The organism is Clostridium sp. C8-1-8, assembly GCF_009928445.1.
Lineage (GTDB): Bacteria > Bacillota > Clostridia > Clostridiales > Clostridiaceae > Clostridium_AR.
On record NZ_JAABNO010000019.1, the window covers coordinates 79,283 to 97,336 of the forward strand.

The following is an 18,054-nucleotide window of genomic DNA, read 5'->3' on the forward strand; positions in this document are numbered from 1 at the left end:
ATGCCAAGACTTCAAGAAAAATATGAAAAAGAAGTAGTTCAAGCAATGATGGAAAAGTTCGGTTATAAGAATGTAATGCAAGTTCCAAAGCTTGAAAAGATAATAGTTAATATGGGAGTAGGAGAGGCTAAAGATAATCCTAAAGCCCTAGAATCTGCTGTTAGTGACTTAACAATAATAGTAGGTCAAAAACCTGTTATAACAAGAGCAAAGAAATCAGTTGCTAACTTTAAGATAAGACAAAATATGCCATTAGGATGCAAGGTTACATTAAGAAAGGCAAAGATGTATGAATTTGCTGATAAATTAATGTCAATAGCTCTTCCAAGAGTTAGAGATTTCAGAGGAGTTTCAAGCAAATCTTTTGATGGTAGAGGAAATTACTCACTAGGAATCAAAGAACAATTAATATTCCCAGAAATCGAGTACGATAAAGTTGATAAAGTTAGAGGAATGGATATCATCTTCGTTACAACTGCTAACACTGACGAAGAAGCAAGAGAATTGTTAAGATTCTTGGGAATGCCATTCGCTCAATAATAAGGAGGGTTACGATGGCACGTAAAGCAATGATTGAAAAATGGAAAAAAGAGCCTAAGTTCCAAACTAGGGCTTATACTAGATGTAGACTATGTGGTAGACCACATTCTGTACTTAAAAAATTCGGAATTTGCCGTATCTGTTTTAGAGAACTTGCTTACAAAGGAGAAATACCTGGATGCAAGAAGGCAAGCTGGTAAAATCATTGATGTAATGAAAGGAGGCACAATATAATGGTTATGACAGATCCTATAGCAGATTTGCTAACACGTATAAGAAATGCAAATGCTGTGAGACATGAAGTAGTAGAGGTTCCTTCTTCTAACATAAAGAAGGCTGTAGTAAATTTATTATTACAAGAAGGTTACATTAAGAATGTTGAAGAGTACAATGATGGTGTTGTACCAATGTTAAGAATCGCTTTAAAATACGGTTCTAACAAAGAAAGAGTTATAACTGGATTAAAGAGAATATCTAAGCCAGGTTTAAGAGTATACTGTAAGAAAGATGATATTCCTAAGGTTCTTAATGGATTAGGAGTTGCGGTAATATCAACTTCAAAAGGTATAATAGTTGATAGAGAAGCTAGAAAACAAGGCCTTGGTGGAGAAGTTATTTGCTACATATGGTAATTAACTGACCAATAGAAGGTAGTTTGTTTAAATATATTAGATCGTTTATGCCAAAATACAGGAGGTGCAATTATGTCAAGAGTTGGTAGATTGCCGATAGCTATCCCTGCTGGCGTAACTATTACTGTAACACCAGACAACGTTGTTACAGTAAAGGGTCCAAAGGGAGAGCTAGTTAAAGCTATGCACAAGGACATAACAATAGCAGTTGAAGACAATCAAGTGGTTGTTACAAGACCAAGTGATATAAAAGAACACAGAGCTCTACACGGTTTAACAAGAGCTTTAGTAAATAATATGGTTACAGGTGTAACTCAAGGATTCCAAAAAACATTGGAATTAATAGGTGTAGGTTATAGAGCACAATTACAAGGAAAGAAGCTTGTAATGAACCTTGGATACTCACACCCAGTAGAAGTAGAACCAGTTGATGGAGTAACTTTTGCTTTAGATGGAACTACAAAAGTTCTAGTTCAAGGTATAGATAAAGAAAAAGTTGGTGCAGTTGCTGCTGATATAAGATCATGGAGAGAACCAGAACCTTATAAAGGTAAAGGTATTAAATACTCTGATGAAGTTATCAGACGTAAGGAAGGTAAGACTGGTAAGAAGTAATAGAAAGGAGTGAACCTTATGTTCAAGAAGGTAGACAGAAAAGCGTCAAGAGAAAGACGTCACCTTAGAGTACGTAAGAAAGTTTTCGGTACTTCAACTAGACCAAGACTTTCAGTTTATAGAAGTGAAAAGAATATATACGCTCAAATAATAGATGATGTTAATGCTGTTACTCTAGTAGCTGCTTCAACTCTAGATAAAGAATTTACAGGAAAAGCTGGAAGCAACAAAGAAGCTGCAAAATTTGTTGGTGAATTAGTTGCTAAAAGAGCTGCTGAAAAGGGAATAACTGAAGTTGTTTTCGATAGAGGCGGATATGTATATCATGGAAGAGTTCAAGAATTAGCTAACGGAGCAAGAGAAGCAGGACTAAAATTCTAAAAGGAGGGAAATACATGAGAATCGATCCTAGCACACTAGACCTTAAAGAAAAGGTTGTTTTTATAAACAGAGTTACTAAGGTTGTTAAGGGTGGTAGAAACTTCAGATTCAGCGCTTTAGTTGTTGTCGGAGACGGTAACGGTCACGTAGGCGTTGGAATGGGAAAGTCAATTGAAATACCTGAAGCAATTAGAAAAGGAATTGAAGATGCTAAGAAGAACTTAGTAGAAGTTGCAATAGTTGGAACAACAGTTCCTCATGAAATCTACGGAAAGTTCGGAACTGGTAAGGTTCTTATAATGCCAGCTACAGAAGGTACTGGAGTTATAGCAGGAGGTCCTGCAAGATCTGTACTTGAATTAGCAGGATTAAAGGATGTTAGAGCTAAGTCATTGGGTTCTAATAATCCAAGAAACATGGTTAACGCTACAATCAACGGATTAGCAAGCTTAAGGACAGCTGAAGATATAGCTAAATTAAGAGGAAAATCTGTTGAAGAAATTCTAGGTTAGGAGGGATCAAGCGATGGCTAAGCTAAAAGTTACATTAGTTAAAAGCTTAATAGGTAGAAAAAAGGACCATATCGCTACTGCAAATGCCCTTGGACTAAGAAAAATCGGTAAAACAGTAGAACATGAGGAAACTGCTCAAATCAGAGGTATGATAAACAAAGTTGACTACTTGTTAAAGGTAGAAGAAGTTTAATAACAAGGAGGTGTACTTAAATGAAACTTCATGAGTTAAAACCAGCTGCAGGCAGCAAGAAAGCTCCAAAGAGAGTAGGTAGAGGTACTGGTTCAGGATTAGGAAGAAACGCTGGTAAAGGTGAAAAGGGTCAAAATTCAAGAACTGGTGGTGGAGTTAGACCAGGATTTGAAGGGGGCCAAATGCCACTTTACAGAAGACTTCCTAAGAGAGGATTTACAAACATATTCGCTAAAGAATATGTTACAATAAACGTAGACAGATTAAACGTATTTGAAAACGGAACAGAAGTTACTCCTGATTTACTACTAGAAAGAAGAGTAGTAAGTAAGGTGCTAGACGGAGTTAAGATATTAGGAAACGGAAATGTTGAGAAGAGCCTAACAGTTAAAGGATGTAAGTTCTCAAAAACAGCAGCTGATAAAATAGTTGCTGCTGGAGGAAAAGTTGAGGTGATCTAATAATGCTATCAACCCTACGTAATGCCTGGAAGGTTCCGGAGTTAAGAAAAAGATTATTATGGACTTTTGTATTAGTTGCAATTTTCAGGATAGGAAATCATATTCCTGTTCCTGGAATTGATACATCTCGTCTAGATACTCTTACACAATCCGGCAGTTTATTTGGATTCTATGATTTAATTTCTGGTGGTGCTTTTAAGAGATTTAGCATATTTGCATTAGGTGTAGTTCCTTACATCAATGCATCAATTATAATGTCATTATTGAATATTTCTATTCCTCAGTTGGAACAACTTTCTAAAGAAGGTGAAGAGGGTAGAAAGAAGATACAGAAGATTACTAGATATGCATCCATAGTATTTGGATTTATAACTGCATATGGTACTTATGTTCTTATTCATAATATAGGAGCATTAAGAGCAGATACAGCATTTAATACATTTTTAATAATGTTAACATTAGTTGTTGGATCGACTTTTTGTATGTGGTTAGGTGATCAGATTACTGTTAAAGGTATAGGAAATGGTATTTCACTTTTAATATTTGTAAATATTATTTCTAAGTTCCCTTCAACAGTGAATACTATAATAGGTACTCAATCTAAGGGAGATACAAATATAGTTGAAGTATTTTTATTAGTTGTTGCAGCACTAGCTTTATTAGCAGCAGTTGTTTATCTATCACTTGCTGAGAGAAGAATAACTGTTCAATATGCAGGTAAAGCAGTTGGCGGTAAAGTATATAAAGGTCAATCAACTCATATTCCTTTAAGTTTAATAGGATCAACAGTAATAGCTATAATCTTTGCTATGTCAGTAATGCAATTTCCAAATGTAATAGCTCAGTTTTTCCCAACAAAGAGTTGGGCACAATGGATTCAGGCAGGAACATGGAGTCCCTTTAATCCAAATAAATGGTTATATATAGTTTGTGAAGCTATACTAACTATATTCTTTACTTGGTTCTATACTCAAGTTACTTTTAAACCTGAAGAAATGGCTGAGAATATGCACAAATCATCTGGATTTGTACCAGGAATAAGACCTGGTCAACCAACAGCAGATTATTTAACAAGAGTTTTGGATAGAATCTCATTAATAGGTGGTATTTTTGCGGCAGTCATAGCAGTACTACCAATAATATTAAATAATTATACAAACTTTAAGAATCTTCAATTTGGAGGAACAACTCTTCTAATAATGGTAAGTGTATCGCTAGAAGTTATGAGACAATTGCAATCTCAACTAGTAATGAGACATTATCAAGGATTCCTTAAATAGATTAAACAATGGAGATGATGCCCGTGAAAATAGTATTATTAGGTCCTCCTGGAGCAGGAAAGGGAACACAGGCAAAATCAATTAGTAATAGATACTCCATTCCTCACATATCTACTGGTGATATATTCAGAAAGAATATTTCTGAAAATACTCCGCTAGGTATAGAAGCTAAAAAATATATAAATGATGGTCAACTCGTGCCAGACGATGTGACTATCAATATGGTTAAAGATAGGCTTCAGCAAGAAGACTGTAAAAACGGATATCTATTAGATGGTTTTCCTAGGACAGTTCATCAAGCAGAGGCATTACAGTTATTTTTACAGGATAGAGGAGAAAGTTTGGACACATCTTTATGTATTGATGTACCAAAAGAATTTATTTTAGAAAGAATGACTGGTAGGAGAGTTTGTCCATCGTGTGGAGCTAGTTACCATGTAAAATTCAACCCACCAATAGTAGCTAGTAAGTGTGATGTTTGCGGAAGTGATATCATTCAAAGAAAAGACGATGCAGATGAGACCGTTAGGGAAAGACTTGATGTCTATGAAAGACAAACACAGCCACTGATTGATTTTTATAGTAGTAAAGATTTGCTGTCAGTTGTTGATGGTACTAAAGCAATCAATGAGGTCTTTGAAAGTATCTGTCGTATATTAGGGAGCGATAAGTAATGATTATATTAAAAAATGATAATGAAATCGACCTAATGAGAAAAGCAGGAAGACTTCTTGGAGAAGTATTATTACTTTTAGAAGAAAATATAAGACCAGGAATAACTACAGCTGAACTAGATAAAATTGCAGAAGAATTTATAACTAAGCATGGAGCAAAACCATCTTTTAAAGGCTTATATGGATTTCCTAGTTCACTTTGTATATCAGTTAATGAAGTTGTAGTTCATGGATTTCCAGGAAAGTACAGATTAAAAGAAGGGGATATTATAAGCGTCGATGGTGGTGTATTCTTGAATGGCTATCATAGTGATGCTGCTAGAACCTTTGCTGTAGGTGAAATTTCTGATCAAGCAAAAAAATTAATAGATGTAACAAGAGAAAGTTTCTTTAAAGGAATTGAAAAAGCTCATGTAGGAAATAGATTGACAGATATATCATATGATATTCAACAGTATGTTGAAACAAATGGTTTTTCTGTAGTACGTGATTATGTAGGACACGGCATTGGTAAGGATGTACATGAGGATCCTGAAGTTCCTAATTTCGGGCGTCCAGGTAGAGGTCCTAAACTTACAGAAGGTATGGTTTTAGCTATTGAGCCTATGGTTAACATAGGAGATTATCATGTTAAGACTTTATCTGATGACTGGACTGTAGTAACAGTTGATGGTAGTTTGTCAGCGCACTATGAAAATACTGTAGCTATACTACCAAATGGCCCTGAAATATTGACACTGATAAAATAAATACGTGTTGCTTAGTTATAAATTCACATCATGCCATTTTATTGGCTATGTTGATTTATGGCTAAGGTAATCATAGAGGTGAAAACTTTGCAAAAAGACACTTTAATTGGCGGAATGGTATTTTCAAAAGCGGGTAGAGATGAAGATAAGGCTTATATAGTTGTAGATCAACTTGATGAGAATTATGTTTTACTAGCAAATGGAGATACAAAGACATTAAAAATGCCAAAGAAAAAGAAACTAAAACATTTAGTTTTAACTAATAAGGTGGATGAACAGATCAAGAATTGCATATTATCTAATGATAGTACTGTAGATCTTAAAGTAAAGAGATATTTAAAACTTAATGGCACTGTCAAGGAGGTCTGATTACCTTATGTCAAAAGATGATGTAATAGAAATGCAGGGAGTTGTGCTAGAAGCACTACCAAATGCTATGTTTCAAGTTGAGTTAGAAAGCGGACATAAGATATTGGCACATATTTCAGGAAAGCTTAGAATGAACTTTATAAGAATTCTTCCTGGAGATAAAGTTACAATAGAATTGTCTCCATATGATTTAACAAGAGGAAGAATTACTTGGAGAGCTAAATAATAACTTTCTGAAATTATTACAATATTATATATTGTGTTTTATGAAATTCATATTAATAGCAATCAAATGTTGCTAGCGAATATACTATTCAGAGTAATTTAAAAATATATAAGATATTTTTGATACTCTAAAGGAATTTGAGGAGGGTTAGCGATGAAGGTAAGACCATCAGTTAAGCCTATTTGCGAAAAGTGCAAGGTTATAAGAAGAAAAGGAAGAGTAATGGTAATCTGTGAAAATCCAAAGCACAAGCAAAAACAAGGCTAATAAGAAAATATAAATTTTCAAAAATAATTTACATTAGTATGAAAGTATTTATTGACTTTTTACTAAAACTAAAATAAGATTATATAGGTATTTTCTTAATGCTAATAAATTTTAGGGCGGCTGACTATAGGCATTACCTATAGACCTAAAATTTTTTATATAATATAAATTAAAAACTTTAGAAAACGCATTTCAATTACCAGGAGGTGTAACTTTTAATGGCAAGAATAGCAGGTGTTGACCTACCAAGAGAAAAAAGAGTTGAAATAGGTCTAACTTATATATATGGAATAGGACTACCTACTTCACACAAAATTCTTGAAGCAACAGGAGTAAATCCTGATACAAGAGTTAAGGATCTTACTGAAGAAGAAGTAAACGCAGTTAGAGATTATATCAACAAGAACTTAAATGTTGAAGGTGATCTTAGAAGAGATATTGCGTTAAACATAAAGAGATTAGTTGAAATTGGTTCTTACAGAGGAATTAGACATAGAAGAGGTCTTCCAGTAAGAGGTCAAAAGACTAAGACTAATGCTAGAACAAGAAAAGGTCCTAAGAAGACTATAGCTAACAAGAAGAAATAGTGAGGAGGTAAGACAATGGCAGCTCAAAAGGTTAAGAAGACAAGAAGAAGAAAAGAGAGAAAGAACGTTGAACATGGTGCTGCACACATCAAGTCAACTTTCAACAACTCTATTGTTACTTTAACTGATGTTCAAGGTAATGCATTATCATGGGCTAGTGCAGGTGGATTAGGTTTCAGAGGCTCAAGAAAGAGCACTCCATATGCAGCTCAAATGGCAGCAGAGACTGCTGCAAAGGCAGCTATGGAACACGGTTTAAAGAGTGTTGAAGTTTATGTTAAAGGTCCAGGAGCTGGTAGAGAAGCAGCAATAAGATCTTTACAAGCAGCTGGTCTTGAAGTTACATTAATAAAAGATGTTACTCCAATACCACATAACGGATGTAGACCACCAAAAAGAAGAAGAGTATAGTTACGGAATTAGGAGGTGTAATTAATGGCAAGATATACTGGAGCTACGTGCAGACTATGTAGAAGAGAAGGTATGAAACTATTCCTTAAAGGGGATAGATGCTATACAGACAAATGCGCATTTGTTAGAAGAAGCTACGCACCAGGACAGCATGGAGCAAGCAAGAAGAAGCTTTCTAACTATGGTGTACAATTAAGAGAAAAACAAAAAGCTAAGAGAATATACGGTGTTCTTGAAAGCCAATTCTCAACATACTATGAAAAGGCTGAAAAATTAAGAGGTATTTCAGGTGAAAACCTATTAAAGCTTCTTGAATTAAGACTTGACAATGTTGTGTTTAGATTAGGATATGGTTCTTCAAGAGTAGAAGCTAGACAATTAGTTAACCACGGTCATTTCTTAGTTAACGGTAAGAAGGTAGATATTGCTTCTTACAAATTATCAGTAAATGATGTTATAACAGTTTCAGAAAAGAGCAGAGCTTCTGAGAAGTTCAAGACTTTTGCTGAAAATCCAAAGCCATTACCAAAATGGTTAACAGGAAACCCTGACAACTTTGAAGGCAAGGTTGTAGCTGAACCTGCAAGAGAGGATATCGACGTACCAGTTAATGAAACACTTATCGTCGAATTATACAGCAAGTAATTTTTAATATTTGTATTAGATATAATGTCTTTTACAAATATAGGATCAGTTGCCCTCATAATAAGGTTGCCATTTTATATAAAAGGAGGGTTTGTTAATGTTAGAAATAGAAAAGCCAATAATCGAATGTGTTGAATCTAATGAGGACGGAACTTACGGAAAGTTTGTTGTGGAACCATTAGAAAGAGGTTATGGAACAACTCTTGGTAATGCGTTGAGAAGAATATTACTTTCATCATTACCAGGGGCTGCACCAACATCAGTAAAAATTGATGGTGTAGTTCATGAGTTCTCTACAGTTACTGGTGTTAAGGAAGATGTTACAGAGTTAATTCTTAACATGAAATCATTAGCGCTTAGAATGACTGGAGATGGCCCAAAGACTATATATATTGATGCTAAGGGTCCTGGAGTAGTTACAGGAGCTGATATAAAGACTGATGGTGATGTAGAAGTTGTTAGCGAAGATTTACATATAGCAACTTTAGATGACAATGCTAAATTGTATATGGAAATTACAGTTAATAGAGGAAGAGGATACGTTTCTCAAAATAAAAATAAGAGCGATAGTCTTCCAATAGGTTCTATAGCAATGGACTCAATATATACTCCTGTAAAGAGAGTGAACTTTACTGTTGAAAACACTAGAGTAGGTCAAATCACTGATTATGACAAGTTAACTTTAGAAGTTTGGACTAACGGAACAATAAAGATAGAAGAAGCTATAAGTTTATCTGCAAAGATTCTTATTGAGCACTTCAAATTATTCATGACTCTTACAGACAACACTAATGATGTTGAAATAATGATAGAAAAAGAAGAAGATAATAAAGAAAAAGTACTTGAAATGACTATAGAAGAGCTTGATTTATCAGTTAGATCATACAACTGTTTAAAGAGAGCTGGTATAAACACTGTTCAAGAGCTTGCTCAAAGATCAATGGATGATATGATGAAGGTTAGAAACCTTGGTAAGAAGTCCCTTGAAGAAGTTGAAAGAAAGCTTAAAGAATTAGGTTTAGGTCTAAGATTAAATGACGAGTAAGTAAGGAGGTAAAGCTATGGCAGGATATCGTAAGTTAGGTCGTCCTACTGATCAGAGAAAAGCTATGCTAAGAAACCTTGTTACAAGCTTCTTAAAGCATGGTAAAATAGAAACAACTGAAACAAGAGCTAAAGAAGCGAGAAGCCTTGCAGAAAAGATGATTACTCTTGCTAAAAGAGGAGATCTTCATGCAAGAAGACAGGTTTTGTCTTTTGTTACGGAAGAAGCAGTAGTGAAGAATTTATTTGAAAATGTTGCTCCAAAATACACTGAGAGAAACGGTGGTTATACAAGAATGTATAAAGTTGGCCCAAGAAGAGGCGACGGAGCTGAAATAGTTATACTTGAATTAGTATAATTTACTGGGGATTAAGTTACGGCTTAGTCCCCATTTTAATATATACGTACATTTATTATAACTAACTATATCAGTAGCTTAACAGTGTAGAAAAAGGATGTATTATAAAGTATAATAGACAATAGGTATTTGTCCATATTATAAAGTTTATTAGTATATCTAATAAGCTTTATAATGTGATAAAGATGTGCTGTTTTGACTTTAGGATTTAAATATCAAATTAATATAATCCTATAGATTTGTTAAAGTTCTAAGTTGGTACGTCTATTTATATTTTATATGGAGGAGTCTAGATGAGCGATAAGATGGTTGAATGTAAAGATCTTACCTTTAAATATATTAATGGTGAAAGTGGAGAAGAGAAGTATGCCATAAACGGAGTAGACCTAGACGTAAAAAAGGGAGAATTCTTAGTAGTTCTAGGACATAATGGATCTGGTAAATCTACTATTGCTAAACATATAAATGCATTACTTCTTCCTAGTGGAGGGAAGGTTTATGTTGATGGCATAGATACATCTGATGTTAATAATACATGGGAAGTACGAAAAAGAGCTGGTATGGTATTTCAAAACCCTGATAACCAAATGGTTGCTACTATCGTAGAAGAAGATGTAGCTTTTGGTCCTGAGAATTTAGGGGTTGAGCCTTCGGAAATAAGAAAAAGGGTTGATGAAAGTTTAAAAAAAGTTGAGATGTATGAATATAGAAAGCATGCTCCACATTTATTGTCAGGTGGACAGAAGCAAAGAATTGCCATAGCTGGCATATTAGCTATGAGGCCTCAATGTATAGTTTTAGATGAACCTACAGCAATGTTAGATCCTATAGGAAGAAAAGAAGTTATCAACACAATAAAAGATGTCAATAAGAATTATGGTATAACAATAATCTTAATAACTCATTATATGGATGAGGCAGCAGAGGCTGATAGGATAGTTGTTATGGATCAAGGAAAGATAATTATTGAAGGGTTACCGAAAGAAGTATTTTCTCAGGTGGAAACCATGAAGAAGATAGGACTTGATGTACCTCAAGTTACTGAACTTGCTTATGAACTAAAAAATTCTGGAATAGATATCAGTACCAAAATATTAAACGTAGATGAGATGGTGGATGCATTATGTCAATTAGAATAGAAAATTTAACTCATATATACATGCCAAAATCGCCTTTTGAAAAGAAAGCACTTGATGATGTTTCGTTAGAAATATATGATGGTCAATTTGTAGCGTTGATAGGACATACTGGGTCAGGAAAATCTACATTAATTCAACACCTAAATGGACTATTAAAACCATCTAGTGGTAAGATAATAGTAGATGATATTAGTATAACTGAGAAAGGCGTAAAGCTATCTGATATTAGAAAAAAGATAGGACTTGTATTTCAATATCCTGAATATCAATTATTTGAAGAGACAATAGAAAAAGATATACAGTTTGGGCCAAGGAATTTAGGCTTATCTGAAGAAGAAATTAGTGTTAGAACAACAAGAGCTATGAAGATGGTTGGATTAGACTACGAATATTACAAAGATAAATCTCCTTTTGAATTGAGTGGTGGCCAGAAGAGAAGAGTAGCTATAGCAGGTGTTGTTGCTATGGAACCAAAGATATTAATATTAGATGAACCTACTGCAGGATTAGATCCAAAGGGTAGAGATGAGATTTTGGAGCAAATTAAGATACTTCATAAAGAATATAATATGACTATAATACTTGTAAGTCATAGCATGGAAGATGTTGCTAAGTTAGCCGATAGAGTTATTGTTATGAATAAAGGAAAGTGTATATTGGATGGTGTTCCCTCAGAGATATTTAATAAGATAGATATTCTAGAAGAAGTTGGCTTAGCCGCACCTCAGGTGACCTACTTGATTAGGGAACTTAAAAATAAGGGCTTTAATATAAGCGGTAGTGTATTTACAGTGGAACAGGCTAAGAAGGAGTTACTAGAGTATTTCAATAACAAGAAGCAATAAGTAAGGGGGACGGTGCAATGTTAAAAGAGATAACTATTGGTCAGTATATACCAGGAGATTCATTTATACATAAGTTAGATCCTAGAACTAAGATATTAATATCAATACTTTTCATAATTTGTCTTTTTGTAATGAACAAGTATGTAGGGTATATTTTTGTAACAGCATTTTTAGGAGCCGCAATAATATTTTCTAAAATTCATATAAGATTTCTTTATAAAGGCCTAAAGCCTGTATTTCTTCTTATAATTATAACGGCTGCTTTAAATATTTTTATGATACAAGGAAAGCCAGAGAATTTATTATATGCATGGGGATATCTAAAGATATACAAGGAAGGTATAGATACAGCCCTATTTATGACTTTAAGGCTGATATTCTTAATATTAGGTACTTCATTACTAACGCTTACTACGTCGCCTATAGAGCTAACTGATGGTATAGAGCGACTTCTTAATCCATTTAAGAAAATAGGAGTACCAGCACATGAGCTTGCGATGATGATGACTATAGCTTTAAGATTCATACCGACACTAATGGATGAAACTGATAAGATTATGAAAGCTCAGCAAGCTAGAGGTGCAGATTTTGAGTCAGGTAATATTATACAAAAAGCAAAAAGCTTAATTCCTCTATTGGTGCCTCTGTTTATTAGTTCTTTTAGAAGAGCAGATGAACTTGCAATGGCGATGGAAGCCAGATGTTATAGGGGAGGAGAAGGAAGAACAAGAATGAAGCAACTAAAGTATGGAGGAAGAGACTTTGTTGCATATGGAATAATTGTTCTTTTACTTATTTTTAGTTTTTATGTGAGGTTTGGAATAAAATAAATTAGGTGATTTTTTTGAGAAATATAAAGCTTATACTAGAATACGATGGAAGTAATTATTTTGGATGGCAAAGACAGAAACATGGAACTACTGTTCAAAATAAGTTAGAAGAGGCTATAGGAAGTTTAACCAAAGAAAAAATAGAAGTGATTGGCTGTTCTAGAACTGATTCAGGAGTACATGCCAAAGGATATGTAGCAAACTTTATCACAAATAGCACTATTCCTGGTGAAAGGTTCAAGGATGCAATTAACACAAGATTGCCAGAGGATATCTTGATAACTTTTTCAGAAGAAGTTTCAAATGACTTTCATGCAAGATATTCTTCAAAGGGAAAGATGTATAGTTATACTATAAGAAATAATAGCATACCAACAGTCATAGGCAGAAATTATTTTTATAATGTCAAAGAAGAGCTTGATGTTGAGGCTATGCTTGATGGGGCTAAATATTTTGTAGGCACTCATGATTTTAAAGCTTTTCAAAATAAAGGCGGTTCAGTAAAGACATCTGTTAGAACTATAACACAACTTGATTTTGATATAAAGGATGATATTATTAAAATTTATGTGTCTGGTGATGGTTTTTTGTACAATATGGTAAGAATAATAGTAGGAACCTTGATTCTAGTTGGAAGAAATAAACTGAAACCTTGCGATGTAGAGAAGATTATATCAGATGGAATAAGGCAGAAAGCAGGCAAATGCTCACCAGCCAGTGGTTTATGCTTAGAAAAAGTTTTTTACTAAAATATTGGTGAAATTTATTGACACGCCCGTAAGCGTGTATTATAATAGTCTATGTTCGTGTGATACGTGTATAAGAACCAGTTGACCTGGGATCTTGACATCATAGATTTGACTTAATGTAATAAGTACGCTTTAAAGAAAGTTCAGGGAGGGAAAACGATGAAATCATACATTGCAAAAACTAATGAAGTTGAAAGAAAATGGTATGTAGTTGACGCTGCTGGAAAGCCACTAGGAAGAGTTGCTAGCCAAGTTGCTTCAATATTAAGAGGTAAGAATAAGCCAACATTTACTCCAAATGTTGATTGCGGAGATTTCGTAATAGTTATAAATGCTGAAAAGGTTGTTTTAACTGGAAAGAAATTAGACCAAAAGTTCCTAAGAAAGCATAGCCTTTATCCAGGTGGATTAAAAGAAACTCCATACAGAGAAGTTTTAGATAAAAAGCCTGAATTCGCTTTTGAAGAATCTGTAAGAAGAATGCTTCCAAAGGGAGTTTTAGGAAGAAAGATGCTTACAAAATTAAAGGTTTATAGAGGTGCTGAACATAATCATGCAGCTCAAAATCCAGAAGTACTTGAATTAAAGTACTAATTTGACGCTCGGGAGGAGGATTTGAAATGGCAAAAGTTCAATACATGGCTACTGGAAGAAGAAAGAAATCAGTTGCAAGAGTTAGACTTGTTGCAGGTGAAGGTAAGGTAGTAATAAACAATAAAGAAATAGAAACATATTTTGGTTTAGAAACTTTAAGAGTTATAGTTAATCAACCATTAGTATTAACTGGAACTAAAGATAAATTTGACGTTATAGTTAATGTACACGGTGGTGGATTGACAGGTCAAGCAGGAGCTATAAGACATGGTATATCAAGAGCTCTTGTTAAATCAGACGAAACTGTTAAGACAGACATTAAGAGAGCTGGTTTCTTAACAAGAGATCCAAGAATGAAGGAAAGAAAGAAATACGGTCTTAAGAAAGCTAGAAGATCACCACAGTTCTCAAAGAGATAGTATTTCAAAAAAGGGGAGTATTCCTCTTTTTTTTTTTGCCTTTAAAACAGCATATGTGAAACTTTATTAATTAACAGTAAGGTTTCATATGTGCTGCTAATATTAGTCTTTCTAATAGCTTTAAGTAGCTAAAAGATATATAAGTTGCCAGATTCTTTACCTAAAAATTATGAACAGTTGATATAAAAAAACACTGAAAAGTTAGTTTTAGTGTTTTTTTATAAAAAATATACCCTAAAATAAGTATAAATATAGAGTTATTGCAAAAAATACTATAGATATTGTACTTATGGAGGTTATTATGAAAAAGAAGATATCTATATTATTTTTAGCTGTTGTTTTACTGGTTACCAATGTTGTAGTCAGTGCCAGTGCTTTGGATAAAAATTTAAAAAAATCAGATAAGATAATTTTAATTGATCCAGGACATGGAGGAATAGACGGCGGAGCTAAATCTAAAAATGGTACCATAGAAAAGGATATAAATTTGGCCATAGGCTTAAAATTAAGAGCTTATCTTGAAAAAAAGGGATATAAAATCTTTATGACTAGAGCTGATGATACTGGATTATATGAAAAGGGTAAAACACTGAGAGAGAAAAAAGATGAAGACTTAGGAAATAGGGTGAAGCTGAAAGAAAGTACTAAATGCAATATATTCGTAAGTATACATCAAAACATGTTTCCTCAAAGTAAATATTATGGTGCTCAGACATGGTATGCTAGTGATGAAGAAAGTAAAAAGTTAGGTGAGCTAATTCAAAACACATTGGTAGAGAAGATAGATAAAAATAATAAAAGAGTAGCAAAGTCGGCTGGAGATGATTATAGGATTCTTAGAGATAAATTAGGAGTACCAAGTGTCATAGTTGAATGTGGATTTTTATCGAATCCTAATGAAGAATCATTGCTAAAAACAGAGGAGTATCAACAAAAACTTGCAGATACTGTAGGTCACGCCATAGATAAGTATTTCCAGTCTAAAAATGATGCTGAATAACTAAATTTCCTAGGAAATAATGAAGATATATTATAAAAAACAGGATGCTTTGAAGGAAATTATCCTATTATCCTTCTAAACATCCTCTTTTTTTATAATGGTTGCTAGTTTTTTACAAGATATTTTGAAGTTATTATATTTGTCGATTGATCAGTAACTACCCAATAGGTATTTCCTCTAATTAAAGACAGTGGAGTAGTACCATCACTTAAATAAAACTTATTATCTCTCCAGAATATTTTTTGAGCTTTACCACCTGTAAATAGAAAGCCGTAGCCATCACCTTTGTGAGAGAAGACATCTTCATGATTTATTTTATCTTCATCAACATACTGAATAATGATATTTTTAAAGGATAATTCTTTGTTTGTTACAACATTTCTTTCTACAACAGGACCGTTATAGTGAACATAATCATCACCGTTATATGTAAAGCTAGAAGAAATTTCTGGTGTATACTCAATAAAGATTGTGTCGTAATTAGATTTAAAGTTATATTTTTCTAAGTCTAGCTTGTCTATAAAATTGAAGTGTGGTATCTCATTTAGTGACATATTTTTAATAGCATCGATTGAATCAGTTCTTTCTATTTTTTTATTATAGAATATTGCCCAGTACTCTATATGATTACTATTCTTATTAAAAGTTTCATATACTATGTCACTTATTGATATATTAGTGAGATTTTTAATCTTTACTGGTGAGTACTTTACTCCTATAATAGAATTTTTAGATGAAACCTCAGCCATTTTTTCACCTGTTATAGGGGAAACACTTATACTATTATGAGGAATTGTATTTTTCTTTGTTTTGTTTACTACATTATAAAAATCATAAAACACTATCAATAATAAAACTATAATTAAAGCATAGATTAAAATGTCGTAAGATTTAGTTGATAATTTTAATTTCATATAAGCTCCTTAAAAATATTTTACAATTAAATATAAGTCGATCATTTTAATAATATGCAAGAATTATATAATTTATATTTGGGATAATGTATGGTTTAATATAATTAGAATACAATTAGAAACTCAAATCACAATTTTAATTTAGATTCATCTATATATTAGGGGAGGGGCTTATGAAAGAGATACATGTTTCAAAAATAGTTGAGGCAGTAAAAGAATTATGTATATCTTCTAACTATTTTTTAGGAGATGATTTAAGAGATAGTTTGGAGAAAGCAAAAGAAGAGGAAAATTGGTCTATAGCAAAAAGCGTATTAGAAAACATAGTATTAAATGCAGACTTAGCTAAGAATGAAAGAATGCCTATTTGCCAGGATACAGGTATGGCTTGTGTTTTTATAGATATAGGTCAAGAAGTACATATTAGTGGGGGACTTCTGGAAGATGCTATAAATGAAGGAGTAAGAAGAGGTTATGAAGAAGGATATCTTAGAAAATCTGTGGTAGGAGATCCTATAGAAAGAATTAATACTAAGGATAATACACCAGCAGTAATATATTATAATATTACAAGTGGAGATAAGCTTAAAATAACAGTGGCTCCAAAAGGATTTGGCTCAGAAAATATGAGTGCAATAAAGATGCTAAAACCTTCGGATGGATTAGAAGGTATCAAAGAGTTTGTTCTTGATACTGTAAGTAAGGCTGGACCAAATCCATGTCCACCTATAGTAATAGGCATTGGAATAGGTGGTACCTTTGACAAAGCTGCTACTTTGGCAAAAAAGGCTCTTGTGAGAAAGACAAATGAAAAACACAGTAATCCGTTCTATGCTGAGCTAGAGGAGGAGCTGCTTTCTAAAATAAATGACTTGGGTATAGGACCTCAAGGATTTGGAGGTAGAACTACAGCATTAGGAGTTAATATTGAAGTGTACCCAACGCATATTGCAGGATTGCCTGTTGCTGTTAATATTAATTGTCATGCTACTAGACATGCTGAAATAGAATTGTAGGGGGAATATATATGGAAAGAAAAATTACTACTCCGTTGAAAGAAGATAAGGTATTAGAATTAACTGCAGGCGATACGGTTTTATTAAGTGGTGTCATATATACAGCCAGAGATGCAGCTCATAAAAAGCTTATAGAGCTTGTTAATTCAAATGAGTCCTTACCTATAGATATAAAAGATTCAATCATTTACTATGTAGGTCCAACACCAGAAAAGCCAAAAGAAGTAATAGGATCAGCAGGGCCAACTACAAGCTATAGAATGGATTCATATACGCCTCAATTACTTGATTTAGGGCTTAAAGGGATGATAGGAAAAGGCTTAAGAAGTAAAGAAGTAGTAGAAAGTATGATGAAAAATAAAGCAATATATTTCGGCGCTATTGGTGGTGCTGGAGCACTTATATCAAAATGTATTAAAAAAAGTGATATTGTAGCTTATGAAGAATTAGGTGCTGAAGCTGTTAGAAGATTAGAAGTTGAAGACTTACCGGTAGTTGTAATAATAGATAGCAAAGGTAATAACTTATACGAAATTGGAAGAAGAGACTACTTGGAAAGCCTAAAGTAATATAATAAAAAGACGTGTACAATAGGTTAAAAAC

At 33.3% G+C, this 18,054-nt stretch carries 29 protein-coding genes; 28 read left to right on the plus strand and 1 reads right to left on the minus strand.

All coding sequences use genetic code 11. The features are described from left to right. The 26 genes from rplE (at position 1) to cwlD (ending at position 15,521) form a co-directional block, all read left to right on the plus strand. Entirely contained in the window at positions 1-540 is a 540-nt protein-coding gene (gene rplE / locus GXK57_RS17800) for a 50S ribosomal protein L5 (RefSeq protein ID WP_128211284.1), read from the plus strand. 14 nt (positions 541-554) lie between these two features. Continuing rightward, the gene (locus GXK57_RS17805) at positions 555-740 is read left to right on the plus strand and encodes a type Z 30S ribosomal protein S14 (RefSeq protein ID WP_128211285.1); all 186 of its coding nucleotides are present in this window, start codon (positions 555-557) and stop codon (positions 738-740) included. 33 nt (positions 741-773) lie between these two features. After that, entirely contained in the window at positions 774-1,172 is a 399-nt protein-coding gene (gene rpsH, locus GXK57_RS17810; RefSeq protein WP_160678900.1) for a 30S ribosomal protein S8, read from the plus strand. 72 nt (positions 1,173-1,244) lie between these two features. Then, positions 1,245-1,787: a 50S ribosomal protein L6 gene (gene rplF, locus GXK57_RS17815; RefSeq protein WP_160678902.1), complete on the plus strand. Its 543-nt coding sequence runs from the start codon at positions 1,245-1,247 to the stop codon at positions 1,785-1,787. 18 nt (positions 1,788-1,805) lie between these two features. After that, positions 1,806-2,168, plus strand: a complete 363-nt coding sequence (rplR, locus tag GXK57_RS17820; protein ID WP_160678904.1) for a 50S ribosomal protein L18 — start codon at positions 1,806-1,808, stop codon at positions 2,166-2,168. Positions 2,169-2,182: 14 nt separating this feature from the next. Further along, entirely contained in the window at positions 2,183-2,680 is a 498-nt protein-coding gene (rpsE, locus tag GXK57_RS17825; protein WP_128211289.1) for a 30S ribosomal protein S5, read from the plus strand. Between the two features lie 13 nt (positions 2,681-2,693). Then, complete coding sequence (gene rpmD, locus GXK57_RS17830; RefSeq protein WP_128211290.1) at positions 2,694-2,873, plus strand: 50S ribosomal protein L30; 180 nt, start codon at positions 2,694-2,696, stop codon at positions 2,871-2,873. 20 nt (positions 2,874-2,893) lie between these two features. Continuing rightward, a complete protein-coding gene (gene rplO / locus GXK57_RS17835) occupies positions 2,894-3,334 on the plus strand; it encodes a 50S ribosomal protein L15 (protein WP_128211291.1) in 441 nt (146 codons plus the stop codon). 2 nt (positions 3,335-3,336) lie between these two features. After that, complete coding sequence (gene secY / locus GXK57_RS17840; RefSeq protein WP_160678906.1) at positions 3,337-4,614, plus strand: preprotein translocase subunit SecY; 1,278 nt, start codon at positions 3,337-3,339, stop codon at positions 4,612-4,614. A 23-nt stretch (positions 4,615-4,637) separates the two neighbouring features. Next, entirely contained in the window at positions 4,638-5,288 is a 651-nt protein-coding gene (locus GXK57_RS17845; RefSeq protein ID WP_128211293.1) for an adenylate kinase, read from the plus strand. Further along, positions 5,288-6,037 carry a type I methionyl aminopeptidase gene (gene map / locus GXK57_RS17850; RefSeq protein WP_160678908.1) on the plus strand — a complete coding sequence of 250 codons (750 nt, stop codon included), beginning with the start codon at positions 5,288-5,290 and terminating at the stop codon, positions 6,035-6,037. The genes GXK57_RS17845 and map overlap by 1 nt, the downstream gene beginning before the upstream one ends. Positions 6,038-6,124: 87 nt before the next feature. Further along, complete coding sequence (locus GXK57_RS17855) at positions 6,125-6,406, plus strand: hypothetical protein (RefSeq protein ID WP_128215907.1); 282 nt, start codon at positions 6,125-6,127, stop codon at positions 6,404-6,406. Between the two features lie 7 nt (positions 6,407-6,413). Beyond that, on the plus strand, positions 6,414-6,632 hold the full coding sequence (gene infA, locus GXK57_RS17860) for a translation initiation factor IF-1 (protein WP_005212092.1): 219 nt from the start codon (positions 6,414-6,416) through the stop codon (positions 6,630-6,632). 153 nt (positions 6,633-6,785) lie between these two features. Next, complete coding sequence (gene rpmJ / locus GXK57_RS17865; RefSeq protein ID WP_039312872.1) at positions 6,786-6,899, plus strand: 50S ribosomal protein L36; 114 nt, start codon at positions 6,786-6,788, stop codon at positions 6,897-6,899. A 218-nt stretch (positions 6,900-7,117) separates the two neighbouring features. Beyond that, positions 7,118-7,486 carry a 30S ribosomal protein S13 gene (gene rpsM, locus GXK57_RS17870; RefSeq protein WP_128211295.1) on the plus strand — a complete coding sequence of 123 codons (369 nt, stop codon included), beginning with the start codon at positions 7,118-7,120 and terminating at the stop codon, positions 7,484-7,486. Between the two features lie 15 nt (positions 7,487-7,501). After that, on the plus strand, positions 7,502-7,897 hold the full coding sequence (gene rpsK / locus GXK57_RS17875; protein ID WP_128211296.1) for a 30S ribosomal protein S11: 396 nt from the start codon (positions 7,502-7,504) through the stop codon (positions 7,895-7,897). Positions 7,898-7,921: 24 nt separating this feature from the next. After that, entirely contained in the window at positions 7,922-8,542 is a 621-nt protein-coding gene (gene rpsD / locus GXK57_RS17880) for a 30S ribosomal protein S4 (RefSeq protein WP_160678910.1), read from the plus strand. A 97-nt stretch (positions 8,543-8,639) separates the two neighbouring features. Then, positions 8,640-9,587, plus strand: a complete 948-nt coding sequence (locus tag GXK57_RS17885) for a DNA-directed RNA polymerase subunit alpha (RefSeq protein WP_128211298.1) — start codon at positions 8,640-8,642, stop codon at positions 9,585-9,587. Between the two features lie 16 nt (positions 9,588-9,603). Continuing rightward, positions 9,604-9,945, plus strand: a complete 342-nt coding sequence (rplQ, locus tag GXK57_RS17890) for a 50S ribosomal protein L17 (RefSeq protein ID WP_128211299.1) — start codon at positions 9,604-9,606, stop codon at positions 9,943-9,945. Between the two features lie 293 nt (positions 9,946-10,238). Further along, positions 10,239-11,084 (plus strand): energy-coupling factor transporter ATPase, encoded by an 846-nt coding sequence (locus GXK57_RS17895; RefSeq protein WP_160678912.1) that lies wholly within the window; start codon positions 10,239-10,241, stop codon positions 11,082-11,084. Next, entirely contained in the window at positions 11,069-11,929 is an 861-nt protein-coding gene (locus tag GXK57_RS17900) for an energy-coupling factor transporter ATPase (RefSeq protein ID WP_160678914.1), read from the plus strand. Before GXK57_RS17895 ends, GXK57_RS17900 begins: the two co-directional genes overlap by 16 nt. A gap of 17 nt (positions 11,930-11,946) precedes the next feature. Continuing rightward, positions 11,947-12,759, plus strand: a complete 813-nt coding sequence (locus GXK57_RS17905) for an energy-coupling factor transporter transmembrane component T (RefSeq protein WP_160678916.1) — start codon at positions 11,947-11,949, stop codon at positions 12,757-12,759. Positions 12,760-12,773: 14 nt separating this feature from the next. Next, a complete protein-coding gene (gene truA, locus GXK57_RS17910) occupies positions 12,774-13,508 on the plus strand; it encodes a tRNA pseudouridine(38-40) synthase TruA (RefSeq protein WP_160678918.1) in 735 nt (244 codons plus the stop codon). A 159-nt stretch (positions 13,509-13,667) separates the two neighbouring features. Next, complete coding sequence (gene rplM / locus GXK57_RS17915; RefSeq protein ID WP_128211304.1) at positions 13,668-14,102, plus strand: 50S ribosomal protein L13; 435 nt, start codon at positions 13,668-13,670, stop codon at positions 14,100-14,102. Positions 14,103-14,128: 26 nt separating this feature from the next. Continuing rightward, positions 14,129-14,521 (plus strand): 30S ribosomal protein S9, encoded by a 393-nt coding sequence (rpsI, locus tag GXK57_RS17920; RefSeq protein ID WP_160678920.1) that lies wholly within the window; start codon positions 14,129-14,131, stop codon positions 14,519-14,521. A gap of 301 nt (positions 14,522-14,822) precedes the next feature. Continuing rightward, positions 14,823-15,521 carry an N-acetylmuramoyl-L-alanine amidase CwlD gene (gene cwlD / locus GXK57_RS17925; protein ID WP_160678922.1) on the plus strand — a complete coding sequence of 233 codons (699 nt, stop codon included), beginning with the start codon at positions 14,823-14,825 and terminating at the stop codon, positions 15,519-15,521. A 104-nt stretch (positions 15,522-15,625) separates the two neighbouring features. Here cwlD and GXK57_RS17930 read toward each other — a convergent pair whose 3' ends face one another. Then, complete coding sequence (locus GXK57_RS17930) at positions 15,626-16,435, minus strand: DUF3048 C-terminal domain-containing protein (RefSeq protein WP_160678924.1); 810 nt, start codon at positions 16,433-16,435, stop codon at positions 15,626-15,628. A 173-nt stretch (positions 16,436-16,608) separates the two neighbouring features. Between GXK57_RS17930 and GXK57_RS17935 the strand changes: the two genes are divergently transcribed. Continuing rightward, positions 16,609-17,451 (plus strand): fumarate hydratase, encoded by an 843-nt coding sequence (locus tag GXK57_RS17935; RefSeq protein WP_160678926.1) that lies wholly within the window; start codon positions 16,609-16,611, stop codon positions 17,449-17,451. A gap of 11 nt (positions 17,452-17,462) precedes the next feature. Continuing rightward, positions 17,463-18,020 carry a Fe-S-containing hydro-lyase gene (locus tag GXK57_RS17940; protein WP_160678928.1) on the plus strand — a complete coding sequence of 186 codons (558 nt, stop codon included), beginning with the start codon at positions 17,463-17,465 and terminating at the stop codon, positions 18,018-18,020. Positions 18,021-18,054 lie beyond the last annotated feature (34 nt).